This is a genomic window from Bacteroides sp. HMSC067B03 (assembly GCF_001811315.1).
In the GTDB taxonomy this organism is placed as follows: domain Bacteria; phylum Bacteroidota; class Bacteroidia; order Bacteroidales; family Bacteroidaceae; genus Bacteroides; species Bacteroides faecis.
The window spans coordinates 1-17216 of the sequence record NZ_KV804356.1 but is presented as its reverse complement, the minus strand read 5'-3'; the positions used below and the strand labels follow the sequence as shown (position 1 = coordinate 17216).

Genomic DNA, 17216 nt, shown 5'->3' with positions numbered 1-17216 from the left:
CTCTCCCGTTTCTTATCACCGGAGAAAGTTTGATCTTGGTTTTTGGGGTATATATTTCCATGCCTCACGTTTTGTCGGATATTGAAACCCGTTTTCGCAAATTTATAAAAAAACACGGGTTATCCATGCGCTTTATTGACATTTAACAATAGATCCCGACTACCTGACAATAAGGTGAGGAGCCACGAAAATACCCTCTGCCAAATCCGTCCTTCCCGGCACTCCGTTTCTCCGATTTCCTCTGCCCTGCGCCACAAGCGGCCACTTCTGTGCCCGATGCTTCCATAGCCTTTCCAACTCTTTTACGTTCAGCCGGTTCCCCTTACTTTCGTTCCCGCATCGCTATTGGTGCTAACTAAAAACACTCGTAATTATGGACGAAAACGTAAAGAACGACGCTAAACAAGTCATGCTCGTTCAGAATGCCGACGACGGACGACTGCAAGCCGTTACCGGCGTGGATCGGGACGGCAATATCCAGACCGCCGACCCCACGGATCAGAATGTGGCGAGCCTGCTGAACGTGAACACGCAGGATTCAGCCCTCGAAGCCTTCTTCAAAAAGTTCATGGAACAGGCCCAGAACCCCGTCCACACGGGTATCTTCGTCATGACGGAGAATGCCCTGAACAAACTTATCCGCATCGACTTCGACCCGGAGATTCTGGAAAATTACCGTATCGACCCCTCCGAACGGCTTCAGACGCAGGAGCAGCGGCAGTTCGAGCCGCTGGACGTCACGAAGATAGACCTGGCGGATATGGAGAAGAAAGGTATCCGCATGGAGGACATCGAGCCGCACCTGAAAGCCATGTCTTACGGACATAAATCCAACGGGCTGGTGGAGATGAACCCCGAACTGGAGAACGGGATGCGTGTTTCCACCAAAGGGCGCGTGTCGCTCGAAGAGCAGGCGGACGGCTCGCTGCGCGTCGTGCCGCATTACTGGCAGGAACGGCCCGACCTCGACGTCCCCTTTCACGGGGTGCTGCTCGACGAGGAGGCGAAAACGAACCTGATGAACACCCGCCACGCCGGGAAAGTGATCGACCTGGAGCTGGAGCCGGGCAAGCTCACGCCCTGCTACGTGTCGATAGACAAATGGACGAACACGCTGGAACCCATGCCCGTTTCGCTACTCGAAAAACGTGCCCGCATCAAGGAGGCCGACCTCTCGGAAGGCAAGCAGATGGATTTCTACGGCGGCGGCAAGGTGTTGCTCGAAGGATATACCACCCGCGCGGGTTATAAGCGGGATGCCTATATCCAAATCGACGCGGCCGAACGTAACTATTCCTTTACCTACGACGGTTTGGATCGCAATCGCTACGCCCAGGAGAACAAGGAGATTTACCGCCAGAAGGCCGCCGAGAAAAACGGACGGCAGGAAACGGCGGCCTCCGAACGACAGCCCACGCTCACGATTCACCGGACAATCCTCAAAGCCTCCGTGCCCAAAGAGGCTTATGACCAGTGGACGGAAGCGGTGAACGATCCATCCAAGCGGGCGGATGTCAAGGCTTTCTATATCAAGGGCATGGTCAAGGACGGGCAGGGTGAGCCGTTCAACGCCTGGGTCAAGCCCAACTTCGAGCGTAACAAGATGGACTTCTTCCGCTGGAATCCCGACCGTGCGAAACGGCAGGGGGCGGAGGTCAAACCCGCCGTTGAAAGCCGTACCCAGGTCGCCGTCAATTCCGAGGGCAAGACCGTCGAAGCGGTCAAAGGTGTGAAAGAGCCGCTCAAGCAGGGACAGCAGGAGGCCACCCCGGCGCAGAAGAAAAATTACCGCAGCAGCAAAAAGAGCAACTCCAAAGGTGTCAAGGTATAACGTATGAAATGGTTCTACATGCAGGCTGGAGCCATGCCGCTCCTGATCGCGGCGCTGGCTGCCTTGTACCTCCGGCCGGGTAAACGCAGCCCCCCGGAGGAGGCGGACGACGGACGGCAGTATTACGACGGGAACGGCAACCATGTCTATTACGACCGCCGGCTGATCTCCCGTCCGGAAAAAGAGAAAGAAGAAGAACAACAAGAAAACAACCACTGAAAAATCCGAATCATCATGCAAGTAATTATCGCAGAAAAGCCCTCGGTGGCGCGTGAGATCGCCGCCATCGTGGGAGCCACGAACCGTAAAGACGGTTTTATCGAGGGAAACGGCTACGCCGTAACCTGGGCCTTCGGCCACCTGGTCGGGCTGGCAATGCCCCAACAGTACGGCATCGCGGGTTTCCGCCGGGAAAACCTGCCTATCCTGCCATCATCGTTCATCCTCCTGCCCCGGCAGGTTCGGGAGGGTAAAGAGTATAAGGCCGACCCGGGTGTCGTGAAGCAGCTCGGTATTCTCCGGGAATTGTTCGGCATGGCCGAGCGCATCATCGTCGCGACCGACGCGGGGCGTGAAGGGGAGCTGATCTTCCGCTACATCTACTCTTACCTGGAATGCCGCACCCCTTTCGTGCGGTTATGGATCAGCAGCCTGACCGACCGGGCCATCCGCGAGGGGTTACAACACCTCCGCCCCGGCAACGAATACGACAACCTTTACCTCTCGGCCAAAGCCCGCAGCGAAGCCGACTGGATCGTCGGTATCAACGCCTCGCAAGCGCTTGCCGTGGCTGCCGGGCGGGGCGTCTGGTCGCTCGGACGGGTGCAGACCCCCACGCTGGCGATCATCTGCTCCCGTTACCTGGAGAACAAGGCGTTCAAGCCCGCCACCTATTTCCGGCTGAAGCTCTCCACGGCAAAGGAGGGCACGGAGTTCACCGTCCTCTCCACGGAGAAATTCGACGGCAGGGAGAAGGCGGAAGCAGCCCGCGCCGAGGTTATCGGCGTCCGAACGGTACGCGTCGTGAACGTGGAGCGCAAGGAGGCCAGGGAACAGCCGCCTCTCTTGTACGACCTGACGACACTCCAAAAAGAGGCCAACAGCCGGTATGGTTTTTCGGCAGAAAAAACGCTCGACATCGCCCAGTCGCTTTACGAGAAGAAGTTCATCACTTATCCCCGTACCGGCTCACGCTATATATCGGAAGATGTGGCCGAGGAGATTCCGGCACTCATCGGGAACATGACACGCTATCCCCGTTTCGCGGAATACGCGGGCAGGATGGATACCGCATCTCTCTCCCGCCGAAGCGTGGACAACGAAAAGATCGCCGACCACCACGCGCTGCTTCCCACCGAGAACCTCCCCTCCGAACTGGATGCCGACCACCGCATCGTCTATGAGATGGTCGCGGGGCGGATGCTCGAAACCTTTTCCGGGGCCTGCGTGAAAGAAAACACTTTCCTTACCCTGCAAAGCGCGGGACATGATTTCACGGCCCGCGGCAGTATCATGGTCGAGACGGGCTGGCGGGCCGTCCTGAATGAACCTGTCGAAGAGAAAGAGGAGGACATGACCCTCCTTCCCGACATCGTGCAAGGCGACGAGCTGCCCGTCAAAGGATGCGGCACGGAACAGAAACAGACCCGGCCGCGCCCCCTTCACACGGAATCGAGCCTGCTGGCGGCGATGGAAACCGCCGGACGCGAACTGTCCGACGAGGCCGAACGCGAGGCGATGAAAGATGCCGGCATCGGCACGCCCGCCACCCGTGCCGCCATCATCGAAACGCTCTTTGCCCGCGAGTATGTCAGGCGAGAGAAAAAGTCGCTTGTACCCACGGACAAGGGACTGGCCGTGTATGCCGTGGTCAGGGACAAGAAGATTGCCGATGTCGCCATGACGGGCGGCTGGGAACTGGCCCTCTCGAAGATCGCCACCGGGGAGATGGACGCCCCGACGTTCCATCGCGGTATCGAGGTCTTCACCTCGCAAATCGCCAAAGAACTGCTGGAAGCAAGAATCGACGGCGCGGAGAGTGACACAGCCTGCCCGCGTTGCGGCAGGCCCGTGGTGTTCTATCCCAAACTCGCCAAGTGTCAGAATCCCGATTGCGGCCTGACCGTATGGAGAACCGTGGGCCGCAAGGAGCTGACCGACAAGCAGCTCGCGGAACTGCTGACCAAAGGCAAAACCGGCACGATCCGGGGATTCGTCAAAAACGGCGGCGGAACGTTCGACGCGGCCCTCACGCTCGATGACCAGTTCAAGACCTCGTTCGTTTTCGAACCGCGCGATACTCCCAGGCAGGGAAAGAGGAACAAACGGAAATAATCGTTACCTTTGCCACTGGAAAAGACCTGTCATAACGAGATACGCTTGTTTGATAAGGATTTTTTCAGTGGTCGGCGCTTCGGGTGGGAACCCGGGGCGCCTTTCTCTTCCCCGATTATCAACGACCACTAAAAATTCTTATCATGCCAGACAAGCAACACCATACCCCCACGGGGGAATTGTCCTATTACGGACTTTCGTTACTATCCTACCTCAAGGACAGCCACCCGGAACTCATCGCCGAAAGTGAGTTCATCGCCGAGCGGGCCGACAGCGCCGCCCAAGCGTACAGCGAGGCGATCCGTTCGGGCTGCAACCACATCGAGGCCGAAGAAATTGCCCGCGAGGAACTCTGCCGCGGACTGCACTTTTCACCCTACAACACGCTGGTAAACATCCTCTGGAGGGAATTCGAGGCGGAGATTCCCGAGGATACCGCCCGGCAGGCGGCTCTACGCCTGCTGCCCCTCTGCCGCGGGGTGCTGGAGAAGTACGACCTCACGGACGACTTCGCCGACACGCCCGACTACGAACTGTTCTATACCGAACTGACGGGAACCGTCCAAATACTTCTCGAAGATGGCATTCAATAAGAAAACCCACCTCCGCCAGAATATCGACGCGCTGAAGACGGCCTTCACGCTCGACAGGGAACGGCGGGCGCCGACTCCCGAAGAAGAAAGGACACTCGGCGCATACAGCGGCTTCGGCGCCATCAAGGAAGTGCTGGAAAACCCCACCGGGAAACCGGACAAGGACGGCATGGCAACGCTCGTGGCCGAGTTGCACGAGGTCATCAGGGCGAACACCCCCGACGAACGGGAATACAAGCGCTACATGGACGGGATCAAGAACTCCGTCCTGACGGCTTTTTACACGCCCCCGAAAGTGGCAGACGCCATCGTGGAGGCGATATGGGACACGCGGATCGTCCCCAAACGTATTCTTGACCCCAGTGCGGGAACGGGGGTTTTCGTCAGTGCCGTGGATTTCCACGCCCCCTATGCGGAGATCACCTGCTTCGAGAAAGACCCCGCCACGGGGTTGATCCTGAAGCACCTGCACCCCGAAAAACGGGTGCGGGTACAGGGATTCGAGCGCATCGAACCCAAATACGCCGGTTACTACGACGTGGCCGTGAGCAACATCCCTTTCGGGGACGTGGCGCTCTTCGACCCGTTCTTCTCCACCCATACCGACCCCGTGCGGCGGCAAGGCACACGGGCGCTGCACAACTATTTTTTCATGAAGTCCGTCGATATGGTACGCGAGGGCGGCCTGGTGGCATTCATCACCTCGCAGGGAGTATTGAACGCCGAGCAGGGACGCCCCGTGCGCGAGTGGCTGATGAACCGCTGCGAGCCCGTATCGGCCATCCGGCTGCCGAACAACCTCTTTACAGAACACGCGGGGACGGAGGTCGGCAGCGACCTGGTTATCCTGCAAAAGAAAGCCGCCACGGGGGAACTGTCCGAACGGCAGCGGGATTTCATCGAATCCCGCAAGCTGTCGAACGGCATCCGGATAAACAACCTTTTCCAGTCGTTCGACAGAGTGATCCATACCGAGGCCAAAGTAGGCAAAGACCCCTACGGCAAACCGGCGATGGAGTTCACCCACGCGGAGGGCGTGGACGGCATCGACCGGGAGATGCGGCGTATGCTCTCGGAGGATTTCAACCGGCATTTCAACGAGAGTTATTGCCTGGAACATGCTCCGGAACAGACACCCGGTACACCGGAGCGGGAATTGTCCCGTTCCCGTCAGGCGGAACGCCAGCGTGCCGAAAGATACGAGCCCCGCCTTGCCGGAGAAATCGTCAAGGAGATTATCGCCGACGCCCGTAACCTTCAGCAGCAGCGGGAAGAGGAGGAAAAACGCCGCGTCGTCGCAGAAATGGCGGCGCAGGGCTACCATGTCGATACCGAAACCGGGGAGATTACCCGAATCGAAAACAAACCCGGACAAGTGTTACCGGATTCTGCCGCCACACCCGCCGGAGAACCGACCGAAGAGGATCTGGCCGACTTCGGGGCCTGGTCGAAGGAGCGGGAGAATCGCTTGTGGGAGCAGCACCCGCCGAAACCCGAAGATTTCGGCATGGCGGATACTCCCGTGCAGCACGTGGGCGGAACAACGGAACCGAAACCGCGGGAGGGCTTCGCCGGGTCGCTTTTCGACACGGTGGAAACGGCGGCTGCCGAACCGGTAAACGTGCAGCAGGAACCGTTGCTGACGCTCTACGACCTGTTCGGCTTCAGCGCCGAGGAGCGGCGGCAGGCAGAACTCGGTATATCCAAGAAAAGGAACAGCCGCCGGGGAGCAAAGCGGAAGACGCCCCGGCAACCCTCGTTATTCGCCCCGGCCTCCTCTCCGGAGGAACAGAAGAGCGAAATGCCGAAAACGACGCCACCGGAGCGTGATCCCGAAGACTTGTATGCCTCCCTGAACTGGGAGGATAACCCGCCGATCAACGGCTTTTACGAGATGATGATGTCGCTTACCCCGGAACGGAGGGCGGAACTGCGCCGACAAAGCGCCCGGCAGCAGGAAACCCCGGAACAGCGGGAACGGCAGGCGGTACGCCCCCCGACGGAAGCCCCGAAAGACAGACGGAAACAAGCCGCCGGTACGCCGAGAACGGGCAGCTTGTTCGACACGTCGGAAAATCCGGAGGAGGAAGAACCCGGTAAAGAAATGCCGCAGATACGGGAGGCGGATATGAAACCCCGCCCGTTCGAGGGTGAGGTCGCCCCCTATTTCCGCGAGGGGACACTCGTCACGGACGGACAAAACCGGGTCGGCTACCTGCGGGGGATTGAATCCCTGCAACCCATGTTCCACCCGCTGGAACTCACGCCTGCACAACGGACGAAAGCCTCCATGTATATCGAGATACGCGATGCCTATTACCACCTTTATAACAACGAGGCGGAAACGCTGACGGCGAACCCCGCCCTGCGGGAGATGCTCAACCGGCTTTACGACAATTTCACCGAACGCTTCGGACGGCTCAATGACAAACGCAACCTCGACCTGATCAAGATGGACGCGCGGGGAACGGAGATTCTATCGCTGGAGCGTTACATCGACGGCAAGGCACGCAAAGCCGACATCTTCGAGCGTCCCGTGGCCTTCAATCCCGATGAGATCACGCACGCCGACGACGCTTCGGAGGCCCTTGTGGCCAGCCTGAACAAGTACGGCCGGGTGGAACCTCGCTACATGGCATCGCTCACGGGAACTACCGTGGAGGGAATACTCGGGGAACTGAAAGGACGTATCTATTACAACCCGGAAACGGACGGCTACGAGGTTGCCGACAAGTTCATCGCCGGCAATGTCATCGGGAAAGCCGAACGGATCGAGGCGTTCCTGCGGGAGAATCCCGACCACGCCCCGGCCCGGGAATCGCTGGAGGCTCTGCGCGAGGCGACACCCAAACCCATCGCTTTCGACGACCTGGACTTCAACCTGGGCGAACGGTGGATTCCAAAAGGTATTTACGAGCGTTTCGCCTCCTCGCTCTTCGATACGGAGGTGAAGATCACCTTCGCCTCTAACCTGGACGAGTACGGCGTGAAGGCGGAAGCGACGAACGTGAAGATCACGGAGCAGTATGCCGTCAGCGCGCAGACCCGTAAGTACAACGGCCTGCACCTTTTGAAACACGCCCTGCAAAACACTTCGCCCGACATCACCAAGACCGTCCTCAAATGGGTGGACGGCGAACGGCGGGAGGTCAAAGTGCGTGACGGGGAGGCCATACAGCTCGCCAACAGCAAGATAGACGAGATCCGGGGTGCTTTCCCCGAATGGCTGCGCGAGCAGTCGTCCGACTTCAAAGACCGCCTGACAGACCTCTATAACCGTACTTTCAACTGTTACGTGCGCCCGAAGTACGACGGGACGCACCAGGAATTCCCCGACCTCGACCTCAAGGGGCTGGGAATAGACAATCTGTATGACAGCCAGAAGGACGCGATATGGATGGACAAACTGCTCGGCGGCGGGATAATCGACCACGAGGTGGGCGGCGGAAAGACCCTCATCATGTGCTGCGGGGCCTACGAGAAGAAACGCCTCGGACTGGCCAACAAACCCATGATTATCGGGCTGAAAGCCAACATCCATGAAATAGCCCGGACGTTCTGCACCGCTTACCCGATGGCCAAAGTCCTCTACCCGGGCAAGGAGGATTTCACGCCCCGGAAGCGTGAGCGCATCTTCCGGGAGATACGCAACAACGACTGGGACGCCGTGATCCTCTCGCACGAACAGTTCGGCATGATACCCCAGTCTCCGGAGATACAGCAGGAGATATTGCAGGCCGAGCTGGACTGTGTGGAGGAGAACCTCGAAGTGCTCAAAGCACAAGGCAGGGACGTTTCCCGCGCCATGATGAAAGGGTGTCAGAAACGCAAGGCCAACCTGGAAGCCAAGTTGCAGAAGGTGGCGCACGCGCTGGAAACACGCAAGGACGACGCCGTGGACTTCCGCCTCATGGGTATCGACCACCTCTACGTGGACGAGAGCCACAAATTCAAGAACCTGACTTTCACGACCCGGCATGACCGGGTGGCGGGCCTCGGAAATCCCGAGGGGTCGCAGCGGGCGCTCAACATGCTTTTCGCGCTGCGTACCATACAGCAGCGCACGGGCCGCGACCTGGGGGCGACGTTCCTCTCGGGAACGACCATCTCCAACTCGCTCACGGAACTGTACCTGCTTTTCAAGTACCTGCGCCCGAAGGAACTGGAGCGTCAGAATATCCGCACCTTCGATGCCTGGGCGGCCATTTTTGCCAAGAAAACCATCGACTACGAGTTTTCCGTGACCAACGAGGTCGTGCAGAAAGAACGGTTCCGATATTTCATCAAGGTTCCCGAACTGGCCATGTTCTACTCCGAGATTACAGATTACCGCTCGGCGGAGGATATAGGGATCGACCGACCGCAAAAGAACGAGATATTGCACAATATCCCGCCGACACCCCAGCAGACGGAGTTCATAGAACGGCTGGTGCAGTTCGCCAAATCGGGCGATGCCACGCTCCTGGGCCGCCTGCCGCTCTCGGAGCGGGAGGAAAAGGCGAAAATGCTCATTGCCACAGACTACGCCCGCAAGATGTCGCTCGATATGCGTATGATAGACCCCGAACTATACAGTGACCACGTGGACAACAAGGCGAGCCACTGCGCCCGTATGATTGCCGGTTACTACCGCCGTTTCGAGGCGTACAAAGGTACGCAGTTCGTATTTTCCGACCTGGGAACCTACAAACCCGGAGCGGGGTGGAACGTCTATTCCGAGATACGGCGTAAACTTGCGGAGGATTACGGCATACCCCAAAGCGAGGTGCGGTTCATCCAGGAGGCGACCTCGGAAAAAGCGCGCAAGGAGATGATCGCCGGTATGAACACCGGAAAAATCCGCGTACTCTTCGGATCGACCGAGATGCTCGGGACGGGAGTGAACGCGCAGAAACGCTGCGTGGCGATACACCACCTGGACTGCCCCTGGCGTCCCAGCGACCTGGAACAGCGCGACGGGCGGGGAATACGCACCGGGAACGAGATCGCCAAACTCCATGCCGACAACAAGGTGGACGTGATATTATACGCCGTCGAGAAGTCGCTCGACGCCTACAAGTTCGGGCTGTTGCACAACAAGCAACTGTTCATCCGCCAGCTCAAGACCAACAACATGGGAAGCCGTACCATCGACGAGGGGGCCATCGACGAGAAGAGCGGCATGAATTTTTCCGAGTATGTCGCCGTCCTCTCGGGAAATACAGACCTGCTGGACAAGGCCCGCCTGGAGAAGAAGATCGCCACGCTCGAAAGCGAACGCCAGGCATTCGTGCGCGGCAAATCATCGAGCCGCTACAAGCTGGAGCAGATCACGGAAAAGATAGAGAAGAACAACGACCTGATACGGCGTATCGGCAAGGATCTGGAACACTTCAAGGCCCGCGTCGAGTTCAATGAGGACGGCTCGTACCGCAATCCCGTGAAACTGAACGGGCTGGAAACCTCCGACCCCAAGCTCATCGGGAAACAGCTCAACCGTATCGCCGAAACGGCACGCACGCTCGACAGGCTCGAACCTATCGGGAGCCTCTACGGGTTCGAGCTGCTCGTCCAGAGCGAAACGACCGGGAAAGACGGGCTCGACCTGGTGCAGAACCGTTTTTATGTCCGGGGTGAAGGGGATTATCTCTACCAGTACAACTACGGGAATATCGCCTCCGACCCGCGACTGGCGGCGATGAACTTCATCCACGCGCTCGCAACCATCGAGCCGACACTGGAAAAATTCCGGAAAAAGAATGAGGAACTGGAGAAAGATATTCCCGTCCTGCGGGAAGTGGTGGAAAGTTCCTGGCGCAAGGAACCCGAACTGACGGCCCTGAAAGCTGACCTGACGGAAATAGACCGCAGGATACAGCAAAGCCTCAAACCGATAGAGGAGAGCGAGGGAAAGGAGGCGGAGGAGGATAACGACGTGTGCCGGGAGCGGCATGACACGGCGGAAGAGCTCCCGGGGAAAGACAACACGGCGGCCCGTATTCCTTCCCGGCTGCGGCAGATTGCCGACGCCTCCGGGGGGCGCATCGTGATCGCGGGCGTGGGCAGCCCGCCGGAGAACGGCCCCGCGAAGAAAGGGATCAAGATGTAAATCGAGTAGGAGGAAAACGAAGTAGTTTTCTTCCTACTTTCGTTTACCGACCTCTCACACCACCGTACATGCGGTTCCGCATACGGCGGTTCCTATTTTGGGTGCCATTCGAGATACGACCCTATTAAAGTAGCATACCCTGCGGAGCGTAGTTTATTGTTATCTATCGCCCTTTTTAGAATAGGGCTATCAGCTATTCGCCAATAGCCCTTGCGAGTATTACCCCATTCGTATGCTTGATATTTATTGATACCACATATGATGAGGTTTGCCACTTTTGTCTTGACTTTCTTCCAAGCTTTCCATATACACATGCGTATTCGACGTCTTAACCATTCATCAGTATCAAGTAAGAGACGTTTCATATTAGCAAGATGATAATAGCCGACCCACCCTCTTATGTATTCTTTAAGCTTTTGCTTTCTCTTGGCATATCCCCATCCATTGCTGCGACTTGTCAATTCTTTCAACCTTGATTTCATCTTGGCTTTGGATTTTGGATGCACCGTGAGTTCGCATCTGCCTTTCATCACATAAAAGGAGTAGCCGAGATATTTCACTCCGCGCACATACGACACTACGGTCTTTTCCTTATTGACTTTGAGATATAGAGTATTCTCTATAAATCGGGTTATAGACTCCTTCACTCGCATTGCAGCCCTCTTGGACTTACAGAATATCATCGAGTCGTCGGCATAGCGTACAAAGGGAAGTCCTCTGCGTTCAAGTTCTTTATCCAGTTCGTTGAGCATGATGTTACTCAACAACGGACTTAGCGGTCCTCCTTGGGGAGTCCCTTCCTCGCTCGCTTCAAACAAGCCTTTGTTCATTACACCACTTCGGAGATACTTGTGTATAAGACTGACAACTCTGCCGTCTTTTATCGTACGGCTGAGGATTTCTATGAGCTTGCTATGGCTCACGGTATCGAAGAAGCGTTCAAGGTCAAGGTCTACTACATGTTTGTAGCCTTCGTTGATTATCTTTTGCGCCCCTCGTAGTGCGTCATGGCATCCTCTTCTCGGGCGGAAACCGTAGCTCGTCTTGGAGAATTGGTTCTCATAGATGGGGGTCAGTGCTTGGTTGATGGCTTGTTGCACCAGACGGTCTACTACTGTAGGTATTCCCAACAGGCGCATCTTGCCGTTGTCTTTGGGTATTTCTACCCTCTTGACTGGGTTCGGACGGTAAGAGCCGTCCATCAAGGAACGGATGAGCACGTCCTTATTGGTCAAGAGCCACGGGAGCAGCTGCTCACACGACATCTTGTCGATACCACCACAGCCTTTGTTTCTCATAACAGCCTTGTAGGCTCGGTTGAGATTTGAAGGACTAAGAATTTGCTCGAAAAGGTGTTCCTTGTCGAATGGTACTTCCACGATGTTGTCTTCACACATCCACATGAAGGTCTGCACTCCCCCATACCATTCGGTTTCCGACCTGTCTCTTTGGGGGCAGCCATTAACTTGGGATAATGTTTTCTGCATTCTTTCCTTCATGAGGTATGTTTCAATTACTATCGTTTAATTGTTAGGTTCAGCCCTTCATGCAACATTATCGAGTATTGCACTACTATGGCGTCTGCTGACTTCTCACGGCAAGCTTTACTCCACTTCTTTCGTAAAAAAACTATTTGAAGCGTCCGTGAGACCTCCTCGGATAAGGGCATTGTCTTTCCATCTTATACCTACTTCATTTACATCGACCGTTCCGAATAGCAATAGGGCTTTGGCTTGTCGTGCAGCCTTACCCACGGTCATATGCCTTATATGAAGTTTCTGTCCGTTAGGTCAGATGTTTGCCGCCGGCTTCTTTCAGATTTCACCTCACGATGAACACCCTTGCCTTGGGCTATGTAATTCCCGCTATTAGGGCTTACTCGGGACTTGCACCCGTTAGACAATGCTCATGCCGAGCATACACGAAAAGCCGACGGAAGTACAGATTTCCATCGGCTTTTTTCATATGTCCGTGAGCGTTGTCGTCACACTTCCTGCAAGAGTGTTTGCAGCTCCTCCTGCGTGGGAAGATAGGTCATGTACTGGGCGGCGAAGACCTGCTTTTCATCTTCGGGCAGCGTATAACGGACGACCGCGTCGTTTTTCTCCGCGCAGAGGACGATACCCACCGGAGGGTTATCCCCGGGATTCATCAACTCACGGGTGTAGTAATTGACATACATCTGCATCTGCCCCAAATCCTGATGGGTCAGCTCCCCGGATTTAAGGTCTATTAAAACGAAACAACGGGCCAGGTAATTGTAAAAGACCAGGTCGATGTAGAAATGCTTGTCATCGAAGGAGATACGCTTCTGTCGCGCGACGAAGGCGAAGCCTTTCCCGAGTTCGAGCATCAAGCGCTGCAAGCGGCTGATGAGCAGTTGCTCCAGATCGGTTTCCAGAAAATGCTCTCCCTGCGGGATACCGAGAAACTCCAGGATATACGGGTCGCGGATGATCTCTTTGGGTTCGACACGTCCGGGTTCGGTACGGGAAATCTCCTCTTTCACGGCTTTCTTGTCTCGGCTGGCCAGCAGGCGGTCATAGAAAAGCGTGTTGATTTGGCGGTCGAGCTGCCGGACACTCCAGTTTTCCTTGACGCACTCGTGCAGGTAAAAATCACGGGCGGCATCGCCCGACACCTTGAGAAGCGTGCGGCAATGCGACCAACTCAATTTATCACACAGCGTGTGATATTTCGGGTAGCACTGGTAAAACTGCCTCATGTACCGCAGGTTGGTGGCCGTGAACCCGTTTCCGAACTCCGCCACGAGCCGCCTGGAAAGGGTGTTGATGACAGCCTTGCCATATCCGGCACGGCCGGTTCCCTGCTGCTCGTACTCCACTATATATTTCCCTACCTGCCAGTAAGCCCTCACGAGGGTCGAATTGACATGATGTATCACCTTCGCGCGCGCTTCCTGCAAGATATGGCGCACGTTATGCAGCAGCTCTTCCTCCCCTTTGTCGGCAGGATATATTTTATCAGTTTCTTTCATTGCTTCATTATTATATAGGCTTCCAAGTGCAAACATACTGATTTTACGGCAAATATCGAGCGGTTGTACCGCCTTGTCGTGCCTTATTCCATGTATCTCCGCGTTTTTCCATGACGCCGGACTCTCGGGACAGGGCCTAACCGGAACCGGCAGGACGATCCTTTTTCAGCTTACGGAAATTACTGAAGTTACGCTCGATGAACCGCAGGACGTCCGATTCCCGGTAGAAGGTCTTGTGATAGATCATCTCGTAAGGCAGCTCTCCCGAGGTGCGGTAACGCTGGAGTGTGCGCTTGCTGATATTGAGCATACGGCACAGGTCGTAATTGTCCAGAAGACGCTCCCCGTCAGGCAGGATGGAAAGCGGTTGCTCCACGTCCCCCGCGCACAGCTTCTCGATACGTTCCAGCCGTTCCGAGAGCCGCTGCATCCATCCGTCGAAATATTCCTTGTCCAGAAACATGGCCTATTCCTTTGGTCGGTTTTTGCGCCGCACGGAACGCTCCTTCAGCACACGGCGGATTTCCGTGAGGGAATAATACAGCTTCCGGTTGATGGCCGAATAGGTGATCACGTGATCCGAGCGGAGGCGTTGAAGGGTACGCCCGCTGATACCCAGGTAACGGCAGACCTGCTCACCGTCCATCCATTCGTCGTTTATATACTCCTTATTCCATGCACGCCCCTTTTCAGGGAGAGAGGCGATTGCAGCCTCTATTTTCTCTATACGCCCGACAAGCTCGTTATAGGCTCGCGAACCGATCACTATGATTTTCATACTCCTTTGTTTTTTAGTCTGTTACAAAGGTCGGGCTTATATGGACAGCTTAAAACGAGGTCGGTACGACTTTTTTTTGATAATTTGCAGTGAACTGATTCTCAACGGTTCATGCGGTGAAGAAGGCAGTGTTTTTTACCGAAATCCGCGGCCCGTACTCGGTATTTTTATGGGCAGAAATGCGATAGAATACTGTGATTCAACGCTTAACGGTGTTCTAATCCGGACGGGGCTACAACGGAACACCCGTATCGGCTCCTTATACGGGTGCAAATACGGGCGTTCGGGAAAGTTCCTTTCGAGAGTTACGGGGGAAAACCGACCTCGGTTCTTTTGTTATATACAACGCTGATTATCAGTGTTTCTATAAGGAATAGAGTGCTTTACCGGTTCATATTCTACTCGGAATTGCCGTTTTTCTTGTTTCGCTTCCACGTCTGCATACGTTTAAGCAGGGCCTCTTTCGCCTTGTCAAGCCACGGTGTCGGGTTGTTTCGGATTTTCATATCGCAGAATGTCCTCGAAAGGTTCATGTCGAGGTGTACGTTGAAAGCGTTGGAAATGTAGCTGGCAAGTTGCGTGAGTGGCACATTGCCGAAACAGCCTTTACTGTCGAGCAGGTAAATAAGTTCCGTCAGATCCGTCTTCGAGTCCTGCCATGTCGGACGCACGTCAGACAATGGCAGAACCATGTTCCGGAGGTTCGTGCTCTCCAGTGATTCCAATTCGCCCATAAGATAAACCGACAACATATCGTTGGCCAGGATTTTCGCCACCTTGAAATCCGCGTTTGTCGAAAACTGCGGGTCGAGTTCATAGTAGAAGGTTTCCAGGTATTGCTCCGTGTCGGTCTGCCCGCGCAGGAAATAGAGGCTGTCCAGGTGTGTGGCGCCGCTGCGGAAATAGCGGATAAAGTCGAGGCGTTTCTGCGTGTACGCGTTGATGGCCCGAACATGGGCGTCCAGGTACTCCCGTTGTGCCTCGATACTTCCTACCGGACGGTTCATCTCGATATTGTAGAGCTTGCGGTAATAGATCAGACGGCAAAAAAGACGGGGTTTGATTTCTTTGAAGAACTTTATTTCCTCGTCATCGTTTTGAAAACGGTAGCCGATGATATATTGTTTCAAACGGTCGAACGCTTCTCCCAGGACACGTGACGCTTCAAGCGACTTTTTCAACACGTCGGTATCCCGCGATTCGATACGTTCGATACTCCGCAGGACTTCGCTGTTTAATTTTTCTATAAATGCAATCATAATCCGTCTTGTTACTTTCGCGTATAAAGTTAGCGAATCGAAAAACCGGCGGATTACGATTTTTATCTTTCTCTTCGTTTTTTTATCACGGAGCCGATTTTAATGTCAAATCCGGCTTTCCTGACGGATGGAAGTGGGATTGCTCCCCATATTCCGCTTGCAAAAGTCCGTAAAGTGGGATTGGGCGGAGAAACCGCACATGTAGGCTATTTCCTGCAACGTGTAGTGTGTCGTCCGCAGCAACTCCCCGATACGTTCGATACGGCGCTGACGCAACCACGAGGAGGCCGAGCAGCCGAAAACCCGCTGGAAACGCCGGCGGAAGGTAATCGTGCTGGAATACCCGCAAACCCCGGCGAGTTCCGTGACGTTATCCGAGGCAAGATAATTCGATTTGACACGGGAGATGAACTCGTAATCGTCCCCCAGGTGCAACAGCTCCTCGAACTCCCCGACATCGGCGGGAGTGAGATGTTCATAAGAGGCGTCGAGCATTTTCAGCATGACAGCAGCGTTACATTCAACGGGCATACCCAATGTCTTACGGGCTTCACGCAGGTAATTCTTGAACCGCAGCCGCAGCGTGTCGTGATGCGGGTAGGAACACTCGGACAGAATGGTGCAGACCGTCCGCAGTTCATCGACACAACAGTAGCCGAAATACCACGTTACAAGACGCTCGACGTAATGGACGGCATGAAACTCCTCCGAAAGCATCAGAAGAAGCAGGAACGGGGTGAAATCCTGGTATTCCCTCGTTATGGGACGGGGTGCTTCGTCAAGCAAGGAGGCGATGTCCCGCATCAGAAGAGAATCTCCCGAGTACGCTTTTATTTGTTCGGAACTGCGGGCATAATCCCGGTAACGCGATATGACCGCCGACAAAGCATTGAACTTCACGGCGTGAACGCCTTCTATAAAGGAAGGGCGAAGACTGTTGTAAATGGATAAGTCGGTTTGCATAAGTCATTTCTATAAAACGGAGCCGCATCCCCTTGTTGCCAAAACTCCGCAAGTCGTTACTTATGAACCGCTTGGAACACGGTACGAATCCTAATTACAAATATATCGCATCTGATAATCCGGAACAAATATCAGCAGGTAAAAATGAAAATAAACCTCGTTATTTTTGATTATTACCTGCAATAATATTATATTTGCAAACAAATAAGAGTTGTTTGACAGCATGAGAAATATAGTGTATCAAAGCACTTTACCAATTTCTTATCCGTTGCCTATTCTCATGCGAGTTTCTTTTAATCTATTTGTAGTCAATTAAATACCTTCAGACTACATCAAATATACGAAAAAAGAACCGGGCAACAAAGCTTTTTA

General features: G+C 55.0%; 11 protein-coding genes. 5 read left to right on the top strand and 6 right to left on the bottom strand.

Features of this window, described 5'->3' with window-relative positions; translation table 11 throughout:
- Window positions 1-373 precede the first annotated feature (373 nt).
- From HMPREF2794_RS11940 to HMPREF2794_RS11920, 5 genes are all read left to right on the top strand, one after another.
- Window positions 374-1831 (top strand): DUF3945 domain-containing protein, encoded by a 1458-nt coding sequence (locus HMPREF2794_RS11940; protein ID WP_070751578.1) that lies wholly within the window; start codon window positions 374-376, stop codon window positions 1829-1831.
- A 3-nt stretch (window positions 1832-1834) separates the two neighbouring features.
- Window positions 1835-2050: a hypothetical protein gene (locus HMPREF2794_RS11935; RefSeq protein ID WP_070751577.1), complete on the top strand. Its 216-nt coding sequence runs from the start codon at window positions 1835-1837 to the stop codon at window positions 2048-2050.
- A gap of 15 nt (window positions 2051-2065) precedes the next feature.
- A complete protein-coding gene (locus tag HMPREF2794_RS11930; protein ID WP_004319201.1) occupies window positions 2066-4165 on the top strand; it encodes a type IA DNA topoisomerase in 2100 nt (699 codons plus the stop codon).
- Between the two features lie 143 nt (window positions 4166-4308).
- On the top strand, window positions 4309-4758 hold the full coding sequence (locus HMPREF2794_RS11925) for a DUF1896 family protein (protein ID WP_004295482.1): 450 nt from the start codon (window positions 4309-4311) through the stop codon (window positions 4756-4758).
- Window positions 4745-10846 carry a helicase-related protein gene (locus tag HMPREF2794_RS11920; protein WP_070751576.1) on the top strand — a complete coding sequence of 2034 codons (6102 nt, stop codon included), beginning with the start codon at window positions 4745-4747 and terminating at the stop codon, window positions 10844-10846. Before HMPREF2794_RS11925 ends, HMPREF2794_RS11920 begins: the two co-directional genes overlap by 14 nt.
- Window positions 10847-10938: 92 nt before the next feature.
- On the opposite strand, the gene ltrA is transcribed toward HMPREF2794_RS11920, so the two are convergent.
- The 6 genes from ltrA to HMPREF2794_RS29920 all read right to left on the bottom strand — a co-directional run bounded on the left by ltrA (window position 10939) and on the right by HMPREF2794_RS29920 (window position 16844).
- Window positions 10939-12345: a group II intron reverse transcriptase/maturase gene (ltrA, locus tag HMPREF2794_RS11915; RefSeq protein ID WP_070751575.1), complete on the bottom strand. Its 1407-nt coding sequence runs from the start codon at window positions 12343-12345 to the stop codon at window positions 10939-10941.
- Between the two features lie 485 nt (window positions 12346-12830).
- On the bottom strand, window positions 12831-13844 hold the full coding sequence (locus HMPREF2794_RS11910; protein ID WP_004319206.1) for a PDDEXK nuclease domain-containing protein: 1014 nt from the start codon (window positions 13842-13844) through the stop codon (window positions 12831-12833).
- Window positions 13845-13980: 136 nt separating this feature from the next.
- Window positions 13981-14307, bottom strand: coding sequence for a helix-turn-helix domain-containing protein (locus HMPREF2794_RS11905; protein ID WP_004295487.1), 327 nt, complete (start codon window positions 14305-14307; stop codon window positions 13981-13983).
- 3 nt (window positions 14308-14310) lie between these two features.
- Window positions 14311-14622: a helix-turn-helix domain-containing protein gene (locus HMPREF2794_RS11900; RefSeq protein WP_004303820.1), complete on the bottom strand. Its 312-nt coding sequence runs from the start codon at window positions 14620-14622 to the stop codon at window positions 14311-14313.
- A 398-nt stretch (window positions 14623-15020) separates the two neighbouring features.
- Window positions 15021-15881: an RteC domain-containing protein gene (locus tag HMPREF2794_RS11895; protein WP_004303821.1), complete on the bottom strand. Its 861-nt coding sequence runs from the start codon at window positions 15879-15881 to the stop codon at window positions 15021-15023.
- 105 nt (window positions 15882-15986) lie between these two features.
- Window positions 15987-16844, bottom strand: coding sequence for a helix-turn-helix transcriptional regulator (locus HMPREF2794_RS29920; RefSeq protein ID WP_008620088.1), 858 nt, complete (start codon window positions 16842-16844; stop codon window positions 15987-15989).
- Between the last annotated feature and the right edge of the window lie 372 nt (window positions 16845-17216).